This is a genomic window from Streptomyces sp. NPDC058464 (genome assembly GCF_042721035.1).
Classification (GTDB): Bacteria; Actinomycetota; Actinomycetes; order Streptomycetales; family Streptomycetaceae; genus Streptomyces.
In genome coordinates, this window is the sequence record NZ_JBHXMA010000016.1 from 149,906 (window position 1) to 173,689 (window position 23,784).

Annotated in this window: 21 protein-coding genes and 1 pseudogene; 10 read left to right on the forward strand and 12 right to left on the reverse strand. The window is 69.4% G+C overall.

What is annotated here, in order from left to right; translation table 11 throughout:
* Window positions 1–97 precede the first annotated feature (97 nt).
* Complete coding sequence (locus ACFWPQ_RS22185) at window positions 98–1,636, forward strand: MFS transporter (RefSeq protein ID WP_384037246.1); 1,539 nt, start codon at window positions 98–100, stop codon at window positions 1,634–1,636.
* Between the two features lie 52 nt (window positions 1,637–1,688).
* Here the strand turns inward: ACFWPQ_RS22185 and ACFWPQ_RS22190 are convergent, their stop codons facing one another.
* The gene (locus ACFWPQ_RS22190) at window positions 1,689–2,201 is read right to left on the reverse strand and encodes a MarR family winged helix-turn-helix transcriptional regulator (protein ID WP_384037249.1); all 513 of its coding nucleotides are present in this window, start codon (window positions 2,199–2,201) and stop codon (window positions 1,689–1,691) included.
* Window positions 2,202–2,379: 178 nt separating this feature from the next.
* On the opposite strand from ACFWPQ_RS22190, the gene ACFWPQ_RS22195 reads away from it, so the two are divergent.
* The gene (locus ACFWPQ_RS22195; RefSeq protein WP_361287308.1) at window positions 2,380–3,171 is read left to right on the forward strand and encodes a class III extradiol ring-cleavage dioxygenase; all 792 of its coding nucleotides are present in this window, start codon (window positions 2,380–2,382) and stop codon (window positions 3,169–3,171) included.
* A gap of 79 nt (window positions 3,172–3,250) precedes the next feature.
* Here ACFWPQ_RS22195 and ACFWPQ_RS22200 read toward each other — a convergent pair whose 3' ends face one another.
* Window positions 3,251–3,769, reverse strand: a complete 519-nt coding sequence (locus ACFWPQ_RS22200; RefSeq protein WP_384037253.1) for a GNAT family N-acetyltransferase — start codon at window positions 3,767–3,769, stop codon at window positions 3,251–3,253.
* 239 nt (window positions 3,770–4,008) lie between these two features.
* Here ACFWPQ_RS22200 and ACFWPQ_RS22205 point away from each other — a divergent pair, with 239 nt between their 5' ends.
* Both ACFWPQ_RS22205 and ACFWPQ_RS22210 read left to right on the forward strand, forming a co-directional pair.
* Window positions 4,009–5,025 carry an RNA polymerase sigma factor RpoD/SigA gene (locus tag ACFWPQ_RS22205; protein WP_384037256.1) on the forward strand — a complete coding sequence of 339 codons (1,017 nt, stop codon included), beginning with the start codon at window positions 4,009–4,011 and terminating at the stop codon, window positions 5,023–5,025.
* 641 nt (window positions 5,026–5,666) lie between these two features.
* Window positions 5,667–6,260, forward strand: a complete 594-nt coding sequence (locus tag ACFWPQ_RS22210; RefSeq protein WP_384037436.1) for a TetR/AcrR family transcriptional regulator — start codon at window positions 5,667–5,669, stop codon at window positions 6,258–6,260.
* Window positions 6,261–6,489: 229 nt separating this feature from the next.
* Here ACFWPQ_RS22210 and ACFWPQ_RS22215 read toward each other — a convergent pair whose 3' ends face one another.
* Window positions 6,490–7,482: a helix-turn-helix transcriptional regulator gene (locus tag ACFWPQ_RS22215; protein ID WP_384037259.1), complete on the reverse strand. Its 993-nt coding sequence runs from the start codon at window positions 7,480–7,482 to the stop codon at window positions 6,490–6,492.
* A 62-nt stretch (window positions 7,483–7,544) separates the two neighbouring features.
* On the opposite strand from ACFWPQ_RS22215, the gene ACFWPQ_RS22220 reads away from it, so the two are divergent.
* From ACFWPQ_RS22220 to ACFWPQ_RS22240, 5 genes are all read left to right on the forward strand, one after another.
* Window positions 7,545–9,152 (forward strand): MFS transporter, encoded by a 1,608-nt coding sequence (locus tag ACFWPQ_RS22220; protein WP_384037262.1) that lies wholly within the window; start codon window positions 7,545–7,547, stop codon window positions 9,150–9,152.
* Between the two features lie 258 nt (window positions 9,153–9,410).
* On the forward strand, window positions 9,411–10,172 hold the full coding sequence (locus ACFWPQ_RS22225; RefSeq protein ID WP_361287296.1) for a DeoR/GlpR family DNA-binding transcription regulator: 762 nt from the start codon (window positions 9,411–9,413) through the stop codon (window positions 10,170–10,172).
* 65 nt (window positions 10,173–10,237) lie between these two features.
* Entirely contained in the window at window positions 10,238–11,185 is a 948-nt protein-coding gene (pfkB, locus tag ACFWPQ_RS22230; protein ID WP_361287380.1) for a 1-phosphofructokinase, read from the forward strand.
* Window positions 11,186–11,435: 250 nt separating this feature from the next.
* Window positions 11,436–13,532 (forward strand): fructose-specific PTS transporter subunit EIIC, encoded by a 2,097-nt coding sequence (locus ACFWPQ_RS22235; protein ID WP_384037265.1) that lies wholly within the window; start codon window positions 11,436–11,438, stop codon window positions 13,530–13,532.
* Window positions 13,533–13,642: 110 nt separating this feature from the next.
* Window positions 13,643–13,915 (forward strand): hypothetical protein, encoded by a 273-nt coding sequence (locus ACFWPQ_RS22240; RefSeq protein ID WP_384037268.1) that lies wholly within the window; start codon window positions 13,643–13,645, stop codon window positions 13,913–13,915.
* Between the two features lie 31 nt (window positions 13,916–13,946).
* Here the strand turns inward: ACFWPQ_RS22240 and ACFWPQ_RS22245 are convergent, their stop codons facing one another.
* The 4 genes and pseudogenes from ACFWPQ_RS22245 to ACFWPQ_RS22260 form a co-directional block, all read right to left on the reverse strand.
* Window positions 13,947–14,687, reverse strand: coding sequence for a DUF6227 family protein (locus ACFWPQ_RS22245; protein ID WP_384037271.1), 741 nt, complete (start codon window positions 14,685–14,687; stop codon window positions 13,947–13,949).
* 157 nt (window positions 14,688–14,844) lie between these two features.
* Window positions 14,845–16,074 carry an Ig-like domain-containing protein gene (locus tag ACFWPQ_RS22250; protein ID WP_384037274.1) on the reverse strand — a complete coding sequence of 410 codons (1,230 nt, stop codon included), beginning with the start codon at window positions 16,072–16,074 and terminating at the stop codon, window positions 14,845–14,847.
* Window positions 16,075–16,286: 212 nt separating this feature from the next.
* Window positions 16,287–17,312 carry a P1 family peptidase gene (locus ACFWPQ_RS22255; RefSeq protein WP_384037277.1) on the reverse strand — a complete coding sequence of 342 codons (1,026 nt, stop codon included), beginning with the start codon at window positions 17,310–17,312 and terminating at the stop codon, window positions 16,287–16,289.
* A 45-nt stretch (window positions 17,313–17,357) separates the two neighbouring features.
* Window positions 17,358–17,783 (reverse strand): annotated as a pseudogene (locus tag ACFWPQ_RS22260) (low temperature requirement protein A); the annotation flags it as partial.
* Window positions 17,784–17,832: 49 nt separating this feature from the next.
* Between ACFWPQ_RS22260 and ACFWPQ_RS22265 the strand changes: the two are divergent.
* Entirely contained in the window at window positions 17,833–19,353 is a 1,521-nt protein-coding gene (locus ACFWPQ_RS22265; protein WP_384037280.1) for a recombinase family protein, read from the forward strand.
* A gap of 473 nt (window positions 19,354–19,826) precedes the next feature.
* Here the strand turns inward: ACFWPQ_RS22265 and ACFWPQ_RS22270 are convergent, their stop codons facing one another.
* The 5 genes from ACFWPQ_RS22270 to ACFWPQ_RS22290 form a co-directional block, all read right to left on the reverse strand.
* Window positions 19,827–21,272 (reverse strand): replication initiator, encoded by a 1,446-nt coding sequence (locus tag ACFWPQ_RS22270; protein WP_384037283.1) that lies wholly within the window; start codon window positions 21,270–21,272, stop codon window positions 19,827–19,829.
* 83 nt (window positions 21,273–21,355) lie between these two features.
* Window positions 21,356–21,724, reverse strand: a complete 369-nt coding sequence (locus ACFWPQ_RS22275) for a hypothetical protein (RefSeq protein WP_384037286.1) — start codon at window positions 21,722–21,724, stop codon at window positions 21,356–21,358.
* A 65-nt stretch (window positions 21,725–21,789) separates the two neighbouring features.
* Window positions 21,790–21,981: a hypothetical protein gene (locus ACFWPQ_RS22280; RefSeq protein WP_384037289.1), complete on the reverse strand. Its 192-nt coding sequence runs from the start codon at window positions 21,979–21,981 to the stop codon at window positions 21,790–21,792.
* Window positions 21,978–23,315, reverse strand: coding sequence for an FtsK/SpoIIIE domain-containing protein (locus ACFWPQ_RS22285; RefSeq protein ID WP_384037292.1), 1,338 nt, complete (start codon window positions 23,313–23,315; stop codon window positions 21,978–21,980). Before ACFWPQ_RS22285 ends, ACFWPQ_RS22280 begins: the two co-directional genes overlap by 4 nt.
* Complete coding sequence (locus tag ACFWPQ_RS22290; protein ID WP_384037295.1) at window positions 23,315–23,770, reverse strand: hypothetical protein; 456 nt, start codon at window positions 23,768–23,770, stop codon at window positions 23,315–23,317. Before ACFWPQ_RS22290 ends, ACFWPQ_RS22285 begins: the two co-directional genes overlap by 1 nt.
* Between the last annotated feature and the right edge of the window lie 14 nt (window positions 23,771–23,784).

The window sequence follows — 23,784 nt, forward strand, 5'->3', positions numbered from 1 at the left end:
GTCTCTCACCTCAAGCATCCCTTTCCGTATCGCACGCATCACTTCCGTACCGCACGCATCACTTTTTCCGTCACGAAGTCACGAAGTGGGTACCCCCATGTCAGAAACAGCCGCCAAGGCTCCCGGCGCACCGGCACAGTCCGGTGATGCCAACCGCTGGAAAGCGCTCGTCTTCATCGCGCTCGCCCAGCTGATGGTCGTCCTCGACGCCACCATCGTGAACATCGCGCTGCCCTCCGCCCAGACCGACCTGGGCATCTCCGACGGCAACCGGCAGTGGGTCGTCACGGCCTACGCCCTCGCCTTCGGCGGTCTCCTCCTCTTCGGCGGCCGGATCGCCGACCTGTGGGGCCGCAAGCGGGCCTTCGTCATAGGCCTGACCGGCTTCGCCGCCGCCTCCGCCCTCGGCGGTGCGGCGACCAGCGGCGCGATGATGTTCGGCGCCCGTGCCCTGCAGGGCGTCTTCGGCGCCATGCTCGCCCCGGCCGCGCTCTCCCTGCTCGCCGTGATGTTCACGGACGCCAAGGAGCGCGCCAAGGCGTTCGGCATCTACGGCGCGATCGCCGGTGGCGGCGGCGCCGTCGGCTTCATCCTCGGCGGCGTGCTCACCGAGTACCTGGACTGGCGCTGGACGTTCTTCGTGAACATCCCGTTCGCCGTCGTCGCCGCGCTCGGCGCGTACTTCGTCATCCGTGAGCCGGAGGGCGGCCGCAACCGCAACCCGCTCGACATCCCCGGCGTGCTCCTGTCCACCCTGGGCCTGGTCTCGCTGGTGTACGGCTTCACCCGCGCCGAGTCCGACGGCTGGGGCGACGCCACCACCGTGGGCCTGTTCGTCGCCTCCGCGGTGCTGCTGATCGCGTTCGTCGTCACCGAGATGCGCGTCAAGGCCCCGCTGCTGCCGCTGCGCGTGGTCCTCGACCGCAACCGCGGCGGTATCTACCTCTCCCTCGGCGTCGCGATCATCGCGATGTTCGGCACGTTCCTCTTCCTGACCTACTACCTCCAGGTCATCAAGGGCTTCTCCCCGATCAAGACCGGCTTCGCCTTCCTGCCGATGATCGCGGGCATGATGGTCGGCTCGACCCAGATCGGCACCCGGCTGATGACCCGGGTTCCGGCCCGGGCCCTGATGGGTCCCGGCTTCCTGGTGGCCGCGGCCGGCATGCTGGTCATGACCCAGATGGAGATCGGCTCGTCGTACGCCTCGACGATCCTGCCGGCGATGCTGCTGCTCGGTCTCGGCATGGGTACGGCGTTCATGCCGGCCATGTCCCTGGCCACGCTCGGCGTCGAGCCCCGGGACGCCGGTGTCGCCTCCGCGATGGTCAACACCTCGCAGCAGGTGGGCGGCGCCATCGGTACGGCCCTGCTGAACACGATCGCCGCGTCCGCGACGACCTCGTACATCAAGGACCACATCGCGACCGCGACCTCCAAGTCGCAGCAGCAGCTGGTCCAGATGGAGGGCGCGGTGCACGGCTACGCCAACGCGATCTGGGTCGCCGTCGGCATGCTGGTGCTGGCCGCGGTCATCGTGGTGACCCTGGTCAACGCCGGCAAGCCGGACACCACGACGGTGGCCTCCGGCGAGGGCGCGGAGGACGAGGTGGCGATCCCGGTGGTCGCCCACTGAGCCTCTGAGCGACCACCCGGGTACCCGCAACGCGGACCTGTTCCTGCGCTCCTCAGCGGAGCCAGGGCAGGTCCGCGCCCGCTTCGTTGGGCTGCAGGCCCTCGGCGACGATCTGCATGATCTCGCCGAGGGCCTGCTGCTGTTCCGGGCTGAGCCGTTCGAACAACGCCTGCCGTACGGCGGCCACATGGCCCGGTGCGGTCTGCCGCAGCACCTCGGCGCCCTGGTCGGTCAGGACGGCGAACTGGCCCCGCTTGTCGGAGGGGCAGTCCTCCCGCCGTACCCAGCCGTTCTTCTCCAGGCGGGCGACGGCGTGCGAGAGCCGGGACCGGGTGATCTTCGCGTTCATGGCCAGCTCGGTCATCCGCAGCCGCCGCCCGGGTGCTTCGGCGAGCCCGACGAGCAGGCCGTAGTAGATGTGCGGCATCCCCGCGTCGCGCTGGAGCTGACGGTCCAGATGGTCCTCCAGCAGGGTCGTGGCGTGCAGATACGCGCGCCAGACGCGCTGTTCGTCGTCGGTGAGCCAGCGGCTCTGCGCGGGTGCGGAAGCGGATGCCGTATTCATGTATCCCACTGTACGAGGCCTCTCCTTGAAGATTAAACAAGTGGGGCGTAGGGTGGTGGAACGAAAAGCTTGAGAGTTAAAACAGTCGTGCTGAAACAGTCGTGCTGAAACAGTCAGCTCCACGGAGAGCTGGAACATGGGGGCCGGGAGGGTCCGGTACCCGGAGGGAGCCACCGCGATGTCCGCCGCCGCACAGGAGCGCATGCCCGCCCTCTATCTGAGCCACGGCGCGCCGCCGCTCGCCGACGACCCGGTCTGGCCCGGCGAACTCGCCGCCTGGAGCGCGGACCTCCCCCGTCCCAAGGCGATCCTGATGGTCTCCGCCCACTGGGAGGAGGCCCCCCTCGCCCTCGGTGCCGTCCAGACCGTCCCCCTCGTCTACGACTTCTGGGGCTTCCCGGAGCACTACTACCAGGTGCGATACGCGGCCCCCGGCGCGCCCGAGCTGGCCGAGTCCGTGCGCAAGCTGCTGCGCGCCCCCGGCACCCCCGTGCAGGACATCCCGGACCGCGGCCTCGACCACGGCGCCTACGTGCCCCTGGTGGAGATGTTCCCGGCCGCGGACATCCCTGTCCTGCAGATCTCCATGCCCACCCTCGACCCGGTCCGCCTGATGGAGATCGGCCGCCGCCTCGCCCCGCTGCGCGACGAGGGCGTGCTGATCGTCGGCTCCGGCTTCTTCACCCACAACCTGGCCGCCCTGCGCCATGTGGGCAACGGTGTGCCGTCCTGGTCCTCCGAGTTCGACGACTGGGGGCACCGGGCGCTGGAGAACCGGGACTGGGACGCCCTGCTCGACTTCCTCGACAAGGCCCCGGCCGGCCGCTACGCCCACCCGCGCACCGAGCACTTCGCCCCGCTCTTCGTCACCATGGGCGCGGCCGAGGCGGGCGGCGAACTGGACGCGCAGCACTCGGTGATCGACGGGTTCTGGATGGGGATGGCGAAGCGGTCGGTGCAGTTCGGCTGACGGAGCCGACGGAGCCGACGGAGCCGACGGGGCCGACGGGGCCGACAGGGCGGGCGGGGTTGGTGGGCCGGTGGGTCGCCTACAGCGGGCGCTCGTACCAGGCCACGTCCCAGTAGCGGCCGAACTTGCGGCCCACCTCGTGGTACGTGCCGACGTGCCGGAAGCCGAAGCGCTCGTGCAGCCGGGTGGACGCCTCGTTCGGCTGCGCGATGCCCGCGTAGGCGCGGTGCAGGTCCTCGCCGGCGAGCGCCTCGAAGAGGGCCTTGTAGAGGAGCGTGCCGACCCCGCGCCGGCCGGCGTCGGGGGCGACGTAGACCGTGGTCTCCACGGAGGTCGCGTAGGCCGGTTTTGCTCGGTAGGGGCTGGATGTGGCGTACCCGAGAATCTGCTGTGAGTCCGCTGACGTGGCAACCATCAGGCGGTACGGGCCGTCTTCCGGGTGGGAGAGCAGCCACGGACGACGCTCTTCCGGTGTGAAGGCCACCGTGTCGAATGTGATGGACGTCTCACGAACGTAGTGATTGTAGATCTCCGTGAGAGCTTCGAGGTCCCCCTCGACTCCCGGCCTGACCTGCACCTCTGTACGTTCCGACGGCACCGCGCCTCCTCACGTGGTCGCACAGGGTACTGCATGATCAGAAAAATCGGGGGGCGGCATGGGAATTCTGTCCGGATTCCAGTCGTTGTTTCCTTCGGATGCCGGGCACTCGGCGAGAGTCCCAGGAGTTCCAGATGTGGAGTTCCGGAGCACTGCCAGCCGAGCGCCGAGCATTCGCTGAAGGACCGAGAAGAACCGACAGGACCACCCCGCCCGCCCACCATCGCAAGGGAGCACGCATGGCAACCCGTGCCGTCGCCCGTCGTCAGTCCGCCGCCTCCGGCGAGACGGCCGACGCGGCAACCAGTGTTCGCGCCCGTGGCGTTCGCAGCCATGGCGGCGAGATCGCCGACCGCGATCTGGTCGGCATGTACCTCGACGAGATCGCACGCACGCCGCTGCTCGACGCCGCCAAGGAAGTCGAGCTGTCCCAGGCCGTGGAGGCGGGTGTGTTCGCGCGACAGGTCCTCGACGGCGAGGAGGAGTCCGCGTCGGACGCCACCCGCGAGGAGCTGGAGGCGCTCGTCGCCGCCGGTGAGTGGGCGAAGGACGTCTTCATCCGCTCCAACCTCCGCCTGGTCGTGGCCGTCGCCCGACGCTACCCGCGCAGCGGTCTGCCCCTCCTCGACCTGATCCAGGAGGGCAACGCGGGTCTGGTGCGCGCCGTCGAGAAGTTCGACTACCGCAAGGGCTTCAAGTTCTCCACGTACGCCACCTGGTGGATCCGCCAGGCGATCACCCGCTCCATCGCCGACCAGTCCCGGACCATCCGGCTCCCCGTCCACCTGGTGGAGGAGCTCGGCCGGATCCGTCGCGTCCAGCGCGAGTTCAACCGGGAGAACGGCCGCGAACCGGAGCCCGCCGAGATCGCCGCCGAGCTCGGCTCCACGCCCGAGCGTGTCATCGACGTCCTGGACTGGGCCCGTGACCCGGTCTCGCTGAACATGGCGGTGGACGACGACGGCGACACCCAGTTCGGCGACCTGCTGGAGGACACCTCGGCGGTCAGCCCCGAGCAGTCCGTCCTGACCCTCCTGCGCAGCGAGGAACTCGACGACCTGATCGGCCGCCTGGACCAGCGCACGGCCTCCATCATCAAGATGCGGTACGGCATCGAGGACGGCCGCGAGCGCACACTGACCGAGGTCGGCAAGGAGCACGGACTGACCCGTGAGCGCATCCGCCAGATCGAGAAGCACGCGCTGCTCGAGCTGAAGAAGCTGGCCCGCTCCACCGGGTTCGAGCCGGCGGCGTAAGGGGGTTGCGGGGTGTGAGGGGGCACGGGGTTCGCACGAGTGGGGCTCGCGTGACAGACGCGCGCGAGACCCCGCTCGCGCCGGGTGCGTGCGCCGGGTGGCGAAAGACGGCGCAAACATGGCGCGGTACCGCCGCTTCAAGGCTCCACGTGTAGGGAACAACCATCCAGGGCCGGGGAGTCGAGGTCCACGGTCGCACCGCCGCCCTCAACCCTCTTACCGCACCTCACCCCTGACGCCCCGTCGACAAGCCACGTCCCGACGCACCATCCCCCCGGCGCCGGGACTCTCCCAGAGCCGGACTCCGGCGCCCATCCCCCCCCGGGCGCCGGAGTCCGGCTCCACTCTTTCCACGCCCTCGGCGCCGGCCACGCCGTCCGCGCCCTCGGCGCCGGCCACGCTCTTCCCGCTCTCCACGGGGAACGGCGGGGGCGGGCCGCGTTTGCCGGGCTCCCGCGCCCCCGGGCATGCTGAGACGGTGGTTCACCCCGTACCTGAACCACGGGGTGAACCACCGGATGGCAGATTCTGCCACAGAGGCATAACCTGCCGAGGTGAGCACCCCCAGCACCACCGGCAACACCCCCGCGCAGGACCCCGCCCCCCTCTCCCTCATGGAACGGCGCAAGGCGGAGACCCGCATGGAGATAGCCCGGGCCGCCGCGGGCCTCTTCGTACGGCATGGCCTGCGGGCCACACGCGCCGAGGACATCGCGCAGGCCGCGGGCATCGCCCCCCGCACGTTCTACCGCTACTTCGCCACGAAGGAAGAGGCGGTCGCCCCGCTCTACGCGGCGGGCGCCCGGCGCTGGGCGGAGGCGGTACGGGCGGCCCCCGCGGCGCTCTCCGTCCCCGAGGCCCTGGAACACGCCGTCCGCCACACACTGACGCCCGGCGAAGGGGTCTCCGCCGCCTCCTGGGAATGGGTCCGCACCCTGATCCACCTGGCCGACACGAGCCCGGCCCTGCGCAAGGTGTGGGCGGAGGTCTGCCAGTCCTCCGACCGCCTCCTGACCTCGATCCTCGCGGAGCGTACGGCCACCACCATCGACAACGTTGCCCCACCTGCCCATCTCCGCTTCACGGCGGCGGTGGCCGGCGCGGCGGTGCGCGTGGCCGTCGAGTCCTGGGCGGCGGGCACGGCCACCCCCACGGGTCCGGAAGGCCCGGCGGCCTTGGCCCTGCAGAACCTGGCGGCGCTGCGGGGGTTCGCGTGGGAGCTCCCGAGCCCGTAGCCACTCGGCGGTGGCCGGTCGCTCGGCTGCGGGCCGGTGGGGGCTGAGCGCGCAGTTCCCCGCGCCCCTGACGGGGCGCTGCAGTCGCGTCAGCTACATAGCTGCGGGCAGGCGTGCCGCAGGGCGGCACGGGTGGGCGCTGGGGGTCCCCCCGGCCGAAGGCTGGGGGAGGCACCCGGCCAGCGCCGGTAAGCGTCCCGCCCCCCCAGCCCCCACTCACCCGCACCCCTCACCCACCCCCGGCCCGGCTCAACCGGCCCCCCAACTCCCGCACGCACGCCACCAGTTCCGCAGGCTCCCGCACCACGAACTCACGCCCCACCATCACCAGCCGCACCGCCAGCCACTCCACCGGATCCCCGGTCTCCCCCCGGACGACACACCACCCGCCTCCACCCCCTCCCCCCTCCCCTTCCCCTTCCTCCTCCACCGGCGTCCCCAACCACCCCGGCAGCCGAGCCCCCACCTCCGCCGCCGTCCCGGCGAACGCGACAGCGAACGCGTATGTCTCCTGCTGCCGTTGGATGGACCGCCGCAGGTACTCCGCCGCACTCCCCGTCGGCATCTCCCGCGGAGCGAACCGCGCCCCGGTGGCGAACGGCTCGCTCACCCGGTCGACCCGGAACGTCCGCCAGTCGTCGCGATCGAGGTCGTACGCCACGAGGTACCACCGCCGCCCCGTCGACACCAGCCGGTACGGCTCCGCCTGACGCCGCGTCTCGCTCCCGTCCGCCGCCCGGTACGCGAATCGCAACCGCTCCCGCCCCGCGACCGCCGACGCCATCACGGTCAGCGTCTCGGGCGCGATACTCGCCCCGTCCCCACTGGCCAGCGGCGTGGTCGCGGCCTGCAAGGTGGTCACCCGGTGCCGCAGCCGGGCCGGCAGCACCTGCTCCAGCTTCGCCAGCGCCCGCACCGACGCCTCGTCCACCCCCGCCAGGGCATGCCCCGCCCCGGCCCGCAGCCCGACCGCGATGGCGACGGCCTCCTCGTCGTCGAGCAGCAGCGGCGGCATCGCCTTCCCGGCGACCAGCCGGTACCCCCCGTCGGAGCCCTTGCTGGCCTCCACGGGATACCCCAGCTCCCGCAGCCGGTCGATATCGCGCCGCACGGTACGCCGGGACACCTGGAGCCGGTCGGCGAGCTCACCACCGGGCCATTCGCGGGGCGTCTGAAGAAGAGACAGAAGCTGAAGCAGCCGAGCCGGAGTGTCTGTCGTCATGCGTCCGAGGATGCCGTACCTCTAGGACAGGATCTGGCCTAATGCTTCCTTAGGTTAGCCCTATGACCTCCAGCGAGATGAGCGCCCCTCAGGGGCGCGGGGAACTGCGCGACCAGCCACGGACCACCGCCACCCGGCACACCACCTCCACCCCCACGCCGCTCCCCGCCTCCCCGCCCGACCGAACCCGATGGCTGGCCCTGGCCATCGTCATGACCGCGGCCTTCATGGACCTGGTCGACGTAACGATCGTCAACATCGCCATCCCCTCCATCCAGCGGGACGCCGGCGCCTCCTTCAGTCAGATCCAGTGGATAACCGCCGGCTACGCCCTGGCATTCGCCGCCGGCCTGATCACCGGCGGCCGCCTCGGTGATATTCACGGTCGCAAGCGACTGTTCCTGATCGGTGTCGCGGGCTTCACCCTCGCCTCGGCCCTGTGCGGCTTCGCAGCCAACCCGGAGATGCTGGTCGCCTCCCGCATCCTGCAGGGCGGCATGGCCGCGATGATGGTCCCGCAGGTCCTTTCGATCGTGCACGCCACCTTCCCGGCGCACGAACGCGGCAAGGTCTTCGGCATGTTCGGCGCGATCGTCGGCCTGGGCGCGGTCTCCGGCCCGCTGCTCGGCGCCCTCCTCACCGAGTGGAACCTCCTCGGCCTCGAATGGCGCCCGATCTTCCTGATCAACCTCCCGGTCGGCATCGCCGCCCTCCTCCTCGGCCGCCGTTACATCAGCGAATCCAAGGCCCCGCACGCGCTGCGGCTCGACCTCGTCGGCGTCACCCTGGTCACCCTCGGCCTGCTGATGCTGCTCTACCCGCTGACCCGCGGCCGCGAGCTGGGCTGGCCGCTGTGGGGGTACGCGTCGATGGCCGGCTCCCTCGTCGTCCTCGCCGTACTCGTCGCCTACGAACGCCGCAAGGCCGCCCGCGACGGCTCACCCCTCATCGAGCCCTCCCTCTTCGCCGTGAAGAGCTTCGCCGCCGGTATCGCCGTGCAGACCGTCTTCGGCGTGGCGCTCGGCATCTTCTTCCTGGTCTGGACGCTGTACATGCAGGTCGGCCTCGGCTGGACCCCGCTGCACGCCGGCCTGACCGGGGTGCCGTTCTCGATCTCCGTCTCCGTCGCGGCCGGTATGTCCGTGCAGAAGCTGGTCCCGCGCTTCGGCCGCAAGGTGCTCCAGGCCGGTGCCCTGCTGATGGGCCTCGGCGTCCTGATCTACATCTGGGAGTCGGACCGCTACGGCCTCGCCATCGCCTCCTGGCAGATGGCCCTGCCGCTGGTCGTGATGGGTGCGGGCATGGGCCTGATCGTCGCCCCGCTGACGGACGCGGTGCTCTCGGAGGTGCCGCGCGAGCACGCCGGTTCCGCCTCCGGTCTGATCAACACCGTGCAGCAGATGGGCAACGCGCTCGGCCTCGGCCTGGTCTCGGTGGTCTTCTACGGTGTCGTCGACGACCGGACGACCGCGTCCCGGATCGGCCCGGCCTTCGTGAACGGCTTCCAGCACGCCCTGCTCTGGGTGGCCGCGGTGATGGCCGTGATCTTCCTCCTGATGTCGGCCCTGCCGAAGCGCCCGGCGCAGCACCTGGAGGCGGGCGGCGCGGAGGCGGGCGGCGCGGAGGCACCGCTGTCCGTGCCGGAGGAGGAGCCCGCACTCGTCCACTGACCGTCAGCGGTCGAAGGGCCCGGCGCCGGAAGGCGCCGGGCCCTTCCGCATGGGCCGCACGGGCACCGCGGAGGTGCCCCGAACAGGCCGAAAGCCCGATCATGTCCGTTTGTGGCCCGAACCTGTTTACTTTCCGGAAATCCCGGCGTAGCCTCCTCGCGAAACCACAAGTTCGGGCATCAGTCAGACGCAGTCGGACATGGGTCGGACAGGAACCGGACATCAGCCGGACGTATCTTGGAGCGGAGGCACAGGGGCATGTACGCACCGGAGCGGCAGCAGGAGATCCTCCGGCTCGCCCGTGACGGCGGCCGGGTGGACGTCGTGTCGCTCGCCGAGGAGTTCCAGGTCACGCAGGAGACGATCCGCCGCGACCTGAAGGCCCTCGACCGGGCCGGCCTCGTCCGTCGGGTGCACGGCGGCGCGATCCCGGCCGGGCGCCTCGACTTCGAACCGGACCTCGCCGAACGCGAGTCCACCTCGGCCGACGAGAAGGACCGCATCGCCAAGGCCGCCGTCCCGGAACTGCCGACCGAGGGCACCCTGATCCTCGACGCCGGTTCCACGGTCGCCCGCCTCGCCGCGGCCATCCCGCTGGAGGCGTCCCTCACCGTCGTCACCCACAGCCTGCCCATCGCGGCCCGCCTCGCCGACCACCCGGGCATCCAGCTCCACCTGGTCGGGGGGCGCGTACGGCACCGTACCCGCGCCGCCGTGGACGCCTGGGCGCTGCGCGCGTACAGCGAGATCCGGGCCGACGTCCTCTTCGTCGCCGCCAACGGCTTCTCCGCCGACCAGGGCCTGACCACCCCCGACCTCGCCGAGGCCGCGGTCAAACGGGCGGCCGTCGCCGCGGCCCGCCGGGTGGTCCTGCTCGCCGACTCCGCCAAGCACGGCCAGGAGCACTTCGCCCGCTTCGGCGACATGGGCGACGTGGACCTGCTGATCACCGACAGCGGGCTGAGCCCCGAGGACGCCGCCGCCATCGAGCGCGGCGGCACGGAAGTAGTACGAGCATGAGCAACACGAGCGCGACGAGCACGACGAGCGCGACGAGCACCGCGAGCGCCACGTTCGGTACGGGCATGATCCTCACCGTCACCCCCAACCCCTCCCTCGACCGGACCTACGAGGTCCCCGCCCTGGAGCGCGGCGAGGTCATCCGCGCCTCCGGCGAGCGCATGGACCCCGGCGGCAAGGGTGTCAACGTCTCGCGTGCCGTGGCGGCCGCCGGCCGTCGTACCGTCGCCGTCCTGCCCCTGGGCGGAGCGCCGGGCGCGCTCGTCGCCGACCTGCTCGACGCGCAGGGCATCGAGGTCGCGCCGGTCCCGGTCGCCGGAGCCACCCGTTCCAACATCGCGCTCGCGGAGTCCGACGGGGTGCTCACCAAGATCAACGCACCGGGCCCGGAACTCTCGGCGGAGGAGCAGGAACTCCTCCTGGAGACCGTGCGCGAGCAGTCGCGCGACGCCGACTGGATCGCCTGCTGCGGCAGCCTGCCGCGCGGGCTCGCACCCTCCTGGTACGCCGAGGTCGTCGCCCGGGCGCACGCCGGGGGCGCGCGCATCGCGCTGGACACCTCGGGGCGCGCGCTGCTCGAAGCGCTGCGCGAGCAGCCCGACGTGGTGAAGCCGAACGCCGAGGAGCTCGCGGAGGCCGTCGGGCGCCCCCTGACGACCGTGGGCGACGCGCTCAAGGCGGCCGAGGAGCTGCGCGGCATGGGCGCCCACGCCGTCCTCGCCAGCCTGGGCGCCGACGGCCAGCTGCTCGTGGACGACTCGGGCGCCTGGTTCGCGAGCGCCCGCGTGGACACCGTCCGCAGCAACGTCGGCGCCGGTGACTCCTCCCTCGCCGGTTTCCTCATCGCCGGCGGCAGCGGCCCGAAGGCCCTCGCCTCCGCCGTCGCCCACGGCGCCGCCGCCGTCCAGCTGCCCGGCAGCGTGATGCCCACCCCGGCCGACCTGGACCCGTCCGCGGTGACCGTCACCGACCGCGTCCCCGTCGACCGCGAACTGACGGAGCCGGTGTCATGAACGTTCGTACGACCGCTCACCGGGCCGCGCTCCTCCCCGGCGCCGCCCGCCGACAACCGGCCCAGGAGCGGCGAGGCGTCTCGTTACTCGCCGCGCCGACGGGCCGTCGGGGCACCCTGAGCCGCCCCGCCGTGCCCGGGAGGCGGGGCTTCCCCGGCCCCGCCTCCCACCCCGCCCCCCACGGCACCCCCGTCCCCGAAGAACCCGCCCACCCCACACCCCGGGCGATACGCGTGCATAGGAGCCCGCGATGAGCGACATGATCACCGCGGACCTGGTCGATCTCGACCTGTCCGCCGACTCCAAAGAAGCGGCGGCGCGCGCCCTCGCCGAGCGCATGGTGAGCCTGGGCCGGGTGACCGACCTGCAGGGCTTCCTCGCCGACGTGGCCGCCCGCGAGGCCCAGATGCCCACCGGCCTCGACGGCGGCATCGGCATCCCGCACTGCCGCAGCGCCCACGTCACCGAGCCGACGCTCGCCTTCGGGCGCAGCGCCGCCGGCATCGACTTCGGCGCCGCCGACGGACCCGCAGACCTGATCTTCCTGATCGCGGCCCCCGCGGGCGCCGACGACGCCCACCTCACGATCCTCTCCTCGCTGGCCCGCCAGCTGATGAACAGCGAGTTCACGGACGCGCTGCGGTCGGTGGGCGACGCGGCGACCGCGGCGGCCCTGATCCGCGGCGACGAGACGCCCGCGCCCGCGCCGGGCACGGAGGCGGCGGGCGCCGCCCAGAACACCGCTGCGGCGCCGGCGGCGGCCTCCGCCGGCACCGCAGCGGTCAGCACGAGCACGGGTACGAGCACGGGTAGCGGTACGGGCACGGCTTCGGACGCGGGTGAGCGTCCCTTCCGTATCGTCGCCGTCACCTCCTGCCCCACCGGCATCGCCCACACCTACATGGCGGCCGAGTCCCTGGAGAACGCGGGCCGTGAGGCGGGCGTCGAGCTCGTCGTCGAGACGCAGGGCTCGGCCGGCTTCACCCGGCTCGACCCGGACGTCATCGCGGCGGCGGACGGCGTGATCTTCGCCCACGACGTGCCCGTCCGTGAAAAGGACCGCTTCGCCGGCAAGCCCACCGTCGACGTCGGCGTGAAGGCGGGCATCAACCGCCCCGCCGAACTGATCGGCGAGGTCCGGGCGAAGGCGGCCCGCGGTGAGGTCACCTCCGGCTCCGCGCCCTCCACGCCGGTCGAACGCGCCGGGGAGGCGGGCGAGGGCTACGGCACCAAGCTGCGCAAGTGGCTGATGTCCGGCGTGAGCTACATGGTCCCGTTCGTCGCGGCCGGCGGTCTGCTGATCGCCCTCGGCTTCGCGATCGGCGGCTACACGATCAACAAGGCGCCGTCGGTCATGGACCACTTCGTGTGGACCCAGGGCGACAGCTGGGCCGCGCTGCTCTTCCAGATCGGTGTCGTCTCCTTCGGCTTCCTCGTCCCCGTCCTGGCCGGCTACATCGCCTACGGCATGGCCGACCGGCCGGGCCTGGTCCCCGGTTTCGTCGGCGGCATGATCGCCTCCACCATCAACGCCGGCTTCCTCGGCGGTCTGGCCGCCGGTCTGATCGCCGGTGGCGTGGTGATGGCGATCCAGAAGGTCAAGATCCCCGCGGCGGTGCGCGGCATCATGCCGGTCGTGGTGATCCCGCTGATCTCCTCGGCGATCGTCGGGTTCCTGATGTTCGTCGTGATCGGCAAGCCCATCGCCTCCGCCCAGAAGGGCATGACCGACTGGCTGAACGGCCTCTCCGGCTCCAACGCCGTCCTGCTCGGCGCCCTGCTCGGCCTGATGATGTGCTTCGACCTCGGCGGCCCCGTCAACAAGGTCGCGTACACCTTCGCCACCGCCGGTATCGCGGTCTCCAACCCCAGTGACTCCGCGATGAAGATCATGGCGGCGGTCATGGCGGCCGGCATGGTCCCGCCGCTGGCGATGGCCCTGGCCACCACCGTGCGCGGCAAGCTCTTCACCGAGACCGAGCGCGAGAACGGCAAGGCCGCCTGGGTGCTGGGCGCCTCCTTCATCTCCGAGGGCGCGATCCCGTTCGCGGCCGCCGACCCGCTGCGCGTCATCCCGTCCTCGATGGTCGGCGGTGCCATCACCGGCGCCCTGTCGATGGCCTTCGGCGCCACCCTGCGCGCCCCGCACGGCGGCATCTTCGTGGTCCCGCTGATCGGCAACCCGTTCCTCTACCTGATCGCCATCGCCGCCGGTGTCTGTGTCACCACGGCCCTGGTCGTCCTCCTGAAGGGCCTGCGCAAGCCGGCCCCGCAGACCCCCGCGAACGGCTCCGCCGCCGGCCCGGCCGCCACCGCGAAGGAGGCCAAGCAGCCGGTCGCGGCCTGAGCCCCGACGCCCCTCTTGTCCCTTTGATTCGCTGTGAGTTGTTCACGGCACCTGCGAGATACGTCACGGTCCGGGACCAAAGTCCCGGACCGTGGTGTGTACTGGGGCCTATGCCCGCGCACGTCTCGACCCTCCAGCTGATCGGCATGGCCGCGCTCACCCTGGCGACCGTCGCCTGGGCGGTCGTCGTGACGCGCCTGCTGCGCCGCAACCGCCGCGAGGCCCTCGCCTGGCACGCGGCACGCGCCGCCCTCCCCGCCTTCCCGCACCAGCTGAAACCCGCTCCGTCACGCGAGACCGTCGAACTGACCCCCGCCGAACAGGACGCCTTCGCCGGCCTGGTCCGCAGACTCGGCGGCCGCTCGGGCCGCCGCGGTCACTGAGGACGGCGCACCGCGGGCCCTGCAGCCGGCCCTAGCGCGCCGCCCGCCGCTCCATCGCGTCCCTGGCCGCGTGCTCCGACGGGTACACCTCGCACATGTGCCGGCCGTCCGGCGTCGCCGTGTGCTCGACCTCCCACAGGGACAGCTCCCGGCCGTCCCGCAGCAGGAACGCGTGCTCGTAGAGCGAGAAACCCAGTCCCGACCGCCCCACCCGTGCCGGCCGCCCGAACGCCTGGGTGATCTGGTGCGCGAACGCCGCCGTCAGCATCCGGGCCGTCTCCGCGCCCGGCCGGTCGGGGTTCTCCGCGCGGCGCAGCAGCCGGCGCGCGTGGTCCGCCGAGTCGTCCGGCACGTAGACGTGCCGGGGCTCCGGGACCGGCGCCAGCGTCACCAGCACCGGCAGCTCGAAGTCCGGGGTGTCCGGCGGCAGCGGCAGCCGCGCGGTCGCGGCCCGCAGCTCCTCCTCGTCGACGTACACCTCGTGCTGCGGGTCGCTGCCCGGCACCGTGTTGTGCACGAGCTCCCACAGCGTGACCGCCGAACCGTCGGCCAGCAGCCAGGTGTGCCGGTACGTCTCGCGGTGCAGCCCCGCGCTGTGGTGCGCGGAGTGCAGCGAACTGTCGTGCGCCAGCGCGCAGTCGAGCTGCCTTATGGCCTCGTCGGGCAGCTCGAAGGAGTTCAGGGCACGGCCGAGGAGCCGCGCGAGGTGCTCCTCCGGAGACTCGGGCGACTCGGCTGGTTCGTACGCTGCCGTCTCGTACGGAACGCTCAAGGTTTCTCCCGGCGTTGCTGCATGTCACCTTGTGGGTGCATACCGTAGCCCCTCGGTCGGACATCATGTCCGGGAACCGAGAAAACGTACGCCGGGAAAACTCGCGGGCCGCGCGAAAAGTTCCCGCGCGGCCCGACGATCCGTCAAAAGGTGCCGGTCAGACGGCGCTTCCGGCGGTCCAGTCGCTCCACGACAGGTTCCACCCGTTGAGCCCGTTGTCCGGCTGCACGGTCTTGTCGGGGGAGTTCTTCACGATCACGACGTCCCCGACGAGCGAGTTGTCGTAGAACCACTTGGCCGTCGTGTCGCCCTGCGCGCCCTGCACGTCCGCGAGCCCCACACAGCCGTGGCTGGTGCCCTGCTGCCCGAAGGGCGGGTTGGACTTGTTGTACCAGTAGTTGCCGTGGATGAACGTCCCCGACGTCGTCAGTCGCATGGCGTGCGGCACGTCCGGGATGTCGTACTCCCCGCCCAGGCCGACCGTCTGGCTGTTCATCCGGGTCTGGACGAACTTCTCGGAGATCACCATCTGCCCGTTGTACGTCGTGTGCTCAGGGCTGCCCGTCGACACCGGCACCGACTTGAGGACCTTGCCGTCCCGCACCACCGTCATGGTCTGCGTGTTCGCGTCCACCGTGGAGACCTGCGAACGTCCGACGGTGAAGGTCACCGTCTTCTTCTGCACCCCGTAGACGCCGTTCGCGCCCTCGACCCCGTCCAGGTCGATCTTCATCGTGACCTCGGAGCCGGCCTTCCAGTAGTCCTGCGGCCGGAAGTCCAGCCGCTGCGCCCCGAACCAGTGCCCCACCACCTGCTGGCCGCTGCTGGACGTGACCGTGATGTGGGACTGCACGGCCTTCTTGTCCGTGATGACCTTGTCGAAGTTGAACGACACCGGCATCCCCACGCCGACCGTCGTCCCGTTGTCCGGTGTGTACGTGCCGATGTAGCTGTTGGCCGAGTTGACGGTGGTGAAGATGGAGTTGGCCGCCGCCGTGAGCCCCTTGGAGTCCTTCGCGGTCGCCGATATCTCGTACTTCGTGCCCCGCTCCAGCTGTTCCTTCGGCTTCCACACGCTGGCGTCCGCCGAGAGGGTGCCGGCCACGGCCTGCCCCGACCCCGCCACGGTCATCTTGACGCCGGTCAGCTTCCCGCCGCTGACCTGCACGCCGGTCGTGTTGATGGACGCGCCGGTCGAACCGTCCTTCGCCGAGATCACTATCTTCGCGGTCGACGTCCTGGCGGCGCTGTCCTGCCCGCCCTTGGCGCCGCCGGTCTTGTCGTCGGCGTTGGCGTTGCCGCCGCAGGCGGTGAGGGTGAGGGCGCCGACCATCAGGGCGGCACAGGCCCCCAGTGCGCGCCGCGCTGCAATGTCCGGCGATGTCACGGGCTGCTCCAGGTTCGTGTGAGTTCTTGTGATGTGCGTGATCCGCTCCAGTGCGTGGAGAAAGAGGCCGGAGGCCCCCCTCGGGGTTCCCTCCGGCGCCCGCGAACGCCATCACGTGACAGAACCAGGACAATCGACAGGAACGCGCAAGGTTCCGGTCGGCCGCGAAGAACGCCCGGCCGCCCTCGCCGCCCCCGCTGCCCGCACCGCCGTCAGCGCGCCCCGTACAGCTCCTCGTACGAGGGCCACACCCCGCCAGGTCCGTCGACCGGCTCGGCGGCCCGCACGGCCCGCACGATCGCGCGGGTCACCAGATCCGCGCCGGCCGCGAGGATCTCGTTGAACGCGAACGGACTCGCGTCGAGCGGGCGGGCCCCCGTCGCCAGCGCGAACACGGTGTCCCCGTCGTGCAGCAGGTGCACCGGCCGCACGGCCCGCGCGATTCCGTCGTGAGCAGTCCCGGCGAGCTTCTGCGCCTGCGCCTTGGACAGTTCGGCATCGGTCGCGACCACCGCAAGCGTGGTGTTGAGCGGCGGCAGCCCGTTCCTGGCGGCGCTCTCGGCGAGCCGCCGGCGCGCGGCCTCGTGCACCCGCCCCTCGGGATACTCCACGCGCCCCTGGAACAACTCCCCGTACAGCACGCCCGTTTCGGGATCCAGCACCGCGCCGGCGGCGTTGGCCACGACCAGGGCGGCGACCGTGATCCCCGAGTCCAGCACGGTGCTCGCGCTGCCCACCCCGCCCTTCACCGCCCCGGCCACGGCGCCCGTACCGGCACCGACGCACCCCTCCGGCACCGGGGCGCCCGGCTCGCTCGCCGCGGCCGCCTCCACCGCCGCCCGCCCCGTCGCCGCGTCCGGCCGGGCCCGGAAGTCCCCGCCCCGCCCCAGGTCGAAGACGCAGGCGGCGGGCACCACCGGCACCACATGCGCCGGATCCGCCCCCACCCGCACCCCGCGCCCCTGCTCCTCCAGCCAGGCCATCACCCCGGACGCCGCGTCGAGCCCGTACGCGCTGCCACCGGTCAGCACGACCGCCTCCACCCGCTGCACCACGTTGCGCGGATCGAGCGCGTCGGTCTCCTTCGTCCCCGGACCGCCACCGCGCACATCCACGGCGGCGACCGCGCCGCCCTCGGGAGCGAGGACGACCGTGGTGCCGGTGAGCCGGCCGCCGCCGGTACAGGTGGCATGTCCCACCCGCAGCCCGGCCACGTCCGTCAATGCGTCAACTGTCATGACGGCCAGTCTGGCCCAGCCCAGCCCAGCGCGGCTCCGGACCCGTCAGGAAGTGGCCGCGGTGGCTTCCGCGGGGCGCTCGCGACCGGCCGTGCGCGCCGTCAGGGCCGTCCCGGCCGCCACCGCCAGCGCCGACACGATGCCCGCCGCCGGCACCGCCCAGTCGCCCAGGAACGTGCAGCAGACCACCAGCAGCGCCGTCACCGGCAGCACCAGCTGCTGGGCGAGGCCCACCTTGAAGTGCCGCGAGTGCAGCGCCCACACGGTCAGCAGGTACAGCGCGGTCGGCACGGTCACGGCCGCCGACGCGGCCGTCGTGGAGATGTGCGCCTTGCCGACCGCTTCCTCGACGGCCACCTCGATGCCCGCGCCGATCGAGGCCGCCGACGCGAAGATCAGATAGTGGCCGTAACCCCACAGGAACGACTCCCTGTTGGACCGCAGATGGCCGTGGATCGGCACCGGGAACCAACCGAAAAGGTAGTGCGCGCCTTATGGAGGTTCCGGGACCATGGGAGTTATGCACCAGGCAGAGGTAACCGAGTATGACGGGTGCGGTAAATGCCTGTTGGGTGTCCGACGTCTGTCACGCAAGTCCGACACCACGCACAGCCCGGAGAAGCAGGCCGAGCAGGTCATCAAGGCTTCCGCTGAAGTAGGGGCGCACATCATTGGTTGGGCCGACGACTGGGAAGTGTCCGGCGCAACGGATCCGTTTAAGCGGCCCAAGTTGGGCCCCTGGCTTCGAGGCGAGAACGGACCTTACGACGGCATTGCAGGAGCCGCAGTCGACCGGATCGGCCGTAACGTACGAGACGTCCTCAACACGGCGTACACGATCCACGAGAAGGGACAGACCCTTGTCACGGCGGACCATGCCGGCGTCTGGGACCTGAACGACCCGAACCAGGAGTCGGAGCTACTCATCAAAGCCCTTGGGGCCCAGCTTGAACACAGGTCTACGAAGAGGCGCGTTCAGGATGAGACGGCGCGCGCGAGGAACGCGGGAGAGCCAAGTAACAAGCTCACCTATGGCTACATGTACGCGCGTCTGCCGAATGGGAAGGTGGACAAGATCTGCCTTCACCCTGAGGCATCGAAGAACATACGTAACGTCGCTCGCCGAATCCTTGCCGACACAACAGGCAACGTCACGATCTCAACTGAGTGTTCCCGGCTCACAAGGGAAGGAGTTCTCACCCCGCATGATCTTCTAGCGGTTATGTCTGGTCGAGAGCCCAAGGGATCTCCCTGGACCTACATGACGCTCAGGGGGATTCTCTGGAGTGAGGCTGCTCTGGGTTATCTCATGCACAACGGAAAGCCGTTCCTGGGTAAGGACGGGGAGCCTGTTCGAGTTGCCCCGCCATTGTGGGATCGAGCTACTCGGGACGCCTTGATAAAGAAGGCGACGCCGAAGCAGGGAAAGAAGGCTGGTGCTCTCTATGGGCGCGCAGCGCAGGGAACCAAGATGCTTATCTCTGTCGCCTATTGCGGCAACTGTTCGGAGCGTCTCAAGATCGGCGGTGAGGGAAAATATATCTGTAAAGCCAGGGTGATGGGACTGCCAGGCTCTCAGAAGTGCAAGCCCGCCCCGAACATGAAGACGGAGACGCTGAATGGCATAGTGGCCGAATGGTTCCTGACCGAGTATGGATCAGGTCAGGTTCTGGAGAAGAAGTTCATTCCAGGAACCAACTATGCGGCGCAGATATCCGAGCTTGAGGCCAGTCGGGCAAGACTGCGAGAAGACCGAAAGGCGGGACTGTATGACGCACCGGACGATCAGGAGTGGTACCGCCAGGAGTACAAGCGCATGGGGGAGAAGCTTTCCGACCTGAAGAAGCGCAAGGAGACGCCGGGACGGATGACGTTCGTCCCTACAGGTGAAACCGTGGCCGACAAATGGAGGAAGGCCAAGGATGATGCAGAGCGGCGAGAGATCCTGCACGAATTTGAAGTGCATGTGAAATTGTTCCCGGGGAGATCCAGGGATCGGGTGAAGATAACCGGAAGGAATGTCTACGAGCTTGCGGGATAGGCAACGAAAAGAGCCCCTCCGGAGTTGATATCTCGGAGGGGCTCTTTTATTGGTTAAGTCTTTTGATGTGTGGCCTCATGAAGGTAATTGCTGATCCGTTGCTTGTCTCGACTTGAAGGGCGAGCAAATCGAGCGTATGGATGATCCCTGAGGGTAGGGTCCTGTATTCATTGCGGAGTGTTGATGTGAGAATTTGAGACTTGCAGACAAGTCTAAACACTCCGAGATTGCTATCGCTTGGAAGTCGAAATTCGATCTCGGCGTGATCTGTGGGCTCAATTATGATGGATACCCTTGAATCCGCAGTATCGAGTGACCATCGATTTTGATTGGATTCTTGTGATGCCGACCCTCCCAGGATTTTCGATACTCTATGGAGAGTGCCCCAATTGCTAGAGGTGACGTGCCAACCCGAAGAGAAAGGGGCGTGGGGTCCGTGCTCAAATCCAGGGGAGAAGTCTCCGATTATCTCGCTAATGGCCGCTCCTCCGTTCTTGCCTAATCTCTCTCCTTATCTCTCGGAGTGCAGCTAGATCTTCGGCGATACCTGCGGCGATTTCGAACTCCGCTTGAGAGTGACCGGAGCCGACATACCGCCAGGCTGAATCAGTGACCGCCGTTTCAATGTCGAGGGTGGAGTCACTGTCTTGGCGGTGTTCGACTCGCGCGGCGCGCAATTCTCCGTAAGTTGTTGAGTATTGGCGAGACTTGGTGAGTACGTGTCCGCGAAAGCCGAGGGTGTGAGTCCATGCCCGTAGGTTCAGGTCGCTCAGTTCGGGGAGGCCACCCAGGCGCCAGCAGACAGACATCAGTGCCCGGAAATGGGGCGTGACTGGTGCTAGTTCAATGCCGTCGTAGGTGGTTATCCGGTAGTCGAGGCCACCGGATTCGCCGACGCTCTTGGAAACGTATTTGGATACGTAGGCAGCAACGGCGTTGTCGGTGACGGCTGTTGAGCCCCCGAAAGCTTCGGACCGGATGGGGTGGACGTCGAGCTGTTCGCCCCAGCGGATGACGCGTTCCCCGGTTGCCGGGGAATAGGGAGTGTGCACTTCTACCGCAGTTGCGGCGGAGCGGACGGCGCCGGCCAGCATGTCAGACGTGGCCCAGATCGGCGGAGGCGAGGAGGGTCCGTCCGGTCCGTCGAGGCGAACGACGGCATGGAAGTGCACGGCCCCGCGCTTCTGATACTCAGCGACCTTGGCGAAGGACAGGGTCAGGTGTTCGCGGAGGCGTGTCTGTGTGATGCCTGCCGCCGTGGCCAGGTGTCGCCTGAGGGTGTGGCAGAACCGGTTCCACAGTGAGCCGGCACTTGCGTGCCACAGGGCATGCCCTACGTAGTCGTAGCAGTCCGGGCACAGGGGTTGGCCGATGGCAGGGTCGGTGTCCGCGTGCGTCAGGCCGCAACTGAGAGGCCGTCCGTGTTCGCAGGAGCCGCCGTCACGTCGAGGGCGGCACACGGCTCCCTCAGGGCCGCTTGCACGGTGTACTGCACCGAACGACGGAGCCGTGAGGGTGACGAACAGCCGGGGGTGGAGCTGGACGCGTTCAGAGACGCCTTTGCCGCCGAGGAGACCGGAGCGGACCAGGTGGAAGGTGTCGCCGGAGTGGAGTCGGGAGCACGGCTCACAGCGTGTCTCCCGGCGGTTGCGGCAGCGCAGGGGCATGCGTCCGCCGGGTTCCTCGCTGGTGTCGTAGTGCCTCAGCACCTCACCTGTGATGGCGTCGCGGGTTGTGGTGCGGCCGGCGAGGTAGATCGGGTGGGCGCAGCCGCCTATGGATTTGATTTGTTCGAGCCAGCGACGGAATCCGGGTTCGTTGGCGAGCCGGATTAGGTCCCGTTCGGTGGACGAGAGAAGGCGCAGACGCTCAGCCTGATGAAGGCCTGAGCGCTGCGCCTTTTCGGTGTCAGTGGACATCGGAGGCCCCCTTTCGCGAGGGATAGGCGCGGGATTCATCGGGTCAGCTCTCTTTCAGAAAATGGCGGGGAGTGGGCCCCGACTCACTTCGTCTTCGGAATGCGGGGGGTCGGCGCCGGGTTGGTCCCGTACGGGTTCGCACAGTTCCAGATGGCGTATCCGTAGATCTTGGCACCGTCGCTCTTGCGTGTGATCTTCCCGCGTGTGTACCACTGCTTTTCGCTCTTCTTGTAAGCCCACTGGTCGTAGAGCATCTTGTCGCCCTTGTAGGCGATGCCGACCACTGTGGACGTCTTCTTGGGCTGTTTGTGGACCTTGACCGCCTTGCAGGAAATCTTGGTCCAGTCCTTGTCGTAGGCGTTCGCGTGCGTGGCGTTGATCGTGGCGCCGGTGACCAGGGTCAGGCCGAGAGCGGCGACGGCAGCGGTACGGGCGAGGAGCTGAGACTTCATTTCTGTTTTCTCCTTTGTGGAATGTGGCGAGTGCGCCGGCTGGCAGGTCTCGCCGGGTTTTTGCGTTATCCGAAGAGGCCGTTTCCGATGACCAGGAACAGGGCCCACACCGGATAGCCGAGGGGGGTCATGGCCAGCAGGAATCCGGCCAGGCATATCAGGATCACCTGATGGATCGGGACTTCCCGGGACCGGGCGATCATGAATGCGTACAGGAACAGCATGCTGTCGATGACGTAGAGCGTTCCTCTGCTCACGCGGCAGTACCTCCTTTCGTGAATTCGACGGGATCCGACTGAATCAGGAAGGGATTAGCCGGAGGCTCAGTCCCGGAGATCTGCGCAGCGTCCGCCACCGTGATCAGGTGGGACCGGGCGCGGACCCATTGGCCGCTCATGGCGACCACGGCGACGCCCTGTTCGTCTTCGGTGATCGATTGCGCGGTGACCACGGCATCGGGGTTGATATCGCCGAGCGTCATTTCGGCCGAGGCTTCGTCGTGCGAGCGGTGGGCGACGCGTCCGCCGAGCTGCGCGCGCAGGGCAGTGACCCGTACGCCGATGTCAGAGCCGACGCGTTGGCCGGCGACGACCAGGTGAACGCCGAGCGCCGCACCGAGCTGGGCGACGCGCAGGAGCAGCGTTCCGCACTGCTCCGCCTCTTCCTTGGACTCCCGTGAACCGTCGGTCAGGTACAGCTCCGCCAGCTCATCCACGATCACGACCAGGGGGACCGGCCGGATGTCTTCCGGCAGGTGCCAGATGGACCGCTTGCCCGCCGCCCGGCAGACACCCATCCGGAACTGGATCTCTGCGACCACCCCGGCCAGCAGGCCGACCGCTTCTCTCCGGTCGACGGCCAGCGCCGACAGCCGGCCGCCGAACAGGCCCAGTTCCATCCCGCCCTTGCAGTCGATTCCGACCAGGGCCACCGGCTGAGGGGCGAGTTCCTTGACCAGCGCCGCCAGGAGGGACGACTTCCCGGATTGCGTGGCGCCCGTGATCAGCCAGTGCGGAATCTTTCGGAGGCTGATCACCCAGGGCTCACCCTCCTCAGTCCGGCCGACGAGGGCCGTGAGCAGCTCCGGGCGCAGTGGCTTGGGGACAGGCGCCCTACCCGTGAGCGGATCGGCCGCCGTGACCGTGATGAGGACCTGACCCCGGCGGGGGGAGCGGACCCGAACTCCGTGGACCCGCCAAGCGTGTTCCATCGCTTGCGCCGCCGCGAAGTACGGCGCCGGGGTCTGCCCGGGGTGAAGGATCACCCGCAGCGTCAGGCCTGTCCGGGTTGGCATGGGCCACGCCCGTCGAGGAGGTCTCGGTTTGAGCGCCGTTCCCTGCACCACCAGGTTGCGCCCGATGACCTGTCGGTCGGGGGTCATGCTCACCGACAGGCCGTTCAGGTAGGACAGGCGCCGCCAGGTCCACCAGACCCGCGCCACCGTCTGCGGGTAGCCGACCAGCCACCATCGCCACGGCCACGACCGAGGACGGACTCCCTGAGCGGCCAAACGCGGCTCCCACCAGTTCCGTGTCAGAGCCGCCACGACGATCAGCGCCGTCAGTACCCAGATGATCAAGGGACCGGGCATCAGCCGTCACCGTCCGCCGTGCGCTCCAGGAGCGACTTGGCCCGAGTCATGGCCGCTTCAGCGTGTCGGTAGGTCAGCCCCAGCAGGTAGCGGATGGACGGCATGTCGTCGGTGACCGCCAACAGCGCTTCCGCGCCGGACAGCGCCCGCAGGTCCCGCAGGAGATGACCGAAGTGACCGTCCGCCCCCAGATAGCCGTCATCGTCGTCCGAGTCGGCATCCCAACCCGACCCCACCTCTGCGGCAGCCTCCCGCATCTCACGGGCCATCTGATCGGCCGCCGCAGCGATCTTCTCCGCGCACGGGTCAGCGCAGGCGTAGACGGGTGCTTCCGTGTCGGGGACCTTGCCGACCTCAACCGAGGGAATCCGCATTTTCAGGTAGTTGGCGCCGCAGAGCACGCAGGCCAGGCCGTCAGCCTGTGGCCCGGACAGGTGCCAGAAGTAGCGTTCCATCCGATGGCGCTTCA

Coding starts and splice junctions, on each gene's coding strand:
- ACFWPQ_RS22205 (WP_384037256.1), top strand. CDS start 4,009: ATGGCAACCCGTGCCGTCGCCCGTCGTCAGTCCGCCGCCTCCGGCGAG.
- ACFWPQ_RS22265 (WP_384037280.1), top strand. CDS start 17,833: ATGCACCAGGCAGAGGTAACCGAGTATGACGGGTGCGGTAAATGCCTG.
- ACFWPQ_RS22290 (WP_384037295.1), bottom strand. CDS start 23,770: ATGGAACGCTACTTCTGGCACCTGTCCGGGCCACAGGCTGACGGCCTG.
- ACFWPQ_RS22285 (WP_384037292.1), bottom strand. CDS start 23,315: ATGCCCGGTCCCTTGATCATCTGGGTACTGACGGCGCTGATCGTCGTG.
- ACFWPQ_RS22195 (WP_361287308.1), top strand. CDS start 2,380: ATGTCCGCCGCCGCACAGGAGCGCATGCCCGCCCTCTATCTGAGCCAC.
- ACFWPQ_RS22235 (WP_384037265.1), top strand. CDS start 11,436: ATGAGCGACATGATCACCGCGGACCTGGTCGATCTCGACCTGTCCGCC.
- ACFWPQ_RS22270 (WP_384037283.1), bottom strand. CDS start 21,272: ATGTCCACTGACACCGAAAAGGCGCAGCGCTCAGGCCTTCATCAGGCT.
- ACFWPQ_RS22185 (WP_384037246.1), top strand. CDS start 98: ATGTCAGAAACAGCCGCCAAGGCTCCCGGCGCACCGGCACAGTCCGGT.
- ACFWPQ_RS22225 (WP_361287296.1), top strand. CDS start 9,411: ATGTACGCACCGGAGCGGCAGCAGGAGATCCTCCGGCTCGCCCGTGAC.
- ACFWPQ_RS22275 (WP_384037286.1), bottom strand. CDS start 21,724: ATGAAGTCTCAGCTCCTCGCCCGTACCGCTGCCGTCGCCGCTCTCGGC.
- ACFWPQ_RS22190 (WP_384037249.1), bottom strand. CDS start 2,201: ATGAATACGGCATCCGCTTCCGCACCCGCGCAGAGCCGCTGGCTCACC.
- ACFWPQ_RS22240 (WP_384037268.1), top strand. CDS start 13,643: ATGCCCGCGCACGTCTCGACCCTCCAGCTGATCGGCATGGCCGCGCTC.
- ACFWPQ_RS22215 (WP_384037259.1), bottom strand. CDS start 7,482: ATGACGACAGACACTCCGGCTCGGCTGCTTCAGCTTCTGTCTCTTCTT.
- ACFWPQ_RS22210 (WP_384037436.1), top strand. CDS start 5,667: ATGGAGATAGCCCGGGCCGCCGCGGGCCTCTTCGTACGGCATGGCCTG.
- ACFWPQ_RS22220 (WP_384037262.1), top strand. CDS start 7,545: ATGACCTCCAGCGAGATGAGCGCCCCTCAGGGGCGCGGGGAACTGCGC.
- pfkB (WP_361287380.1), top strand. CDS start 10,238: ATGATCCTCACCGTCACCCCCAACCCCTCCCTCGACCGGACCTACGAG.
- ACFWPQ_RS22255 (WP_384037277.1), bottom strand. CDS start 17,312: ATGACAGTTGACGCATTGACGGACGTGGCCGGGCTGCGGGTGGGACAT.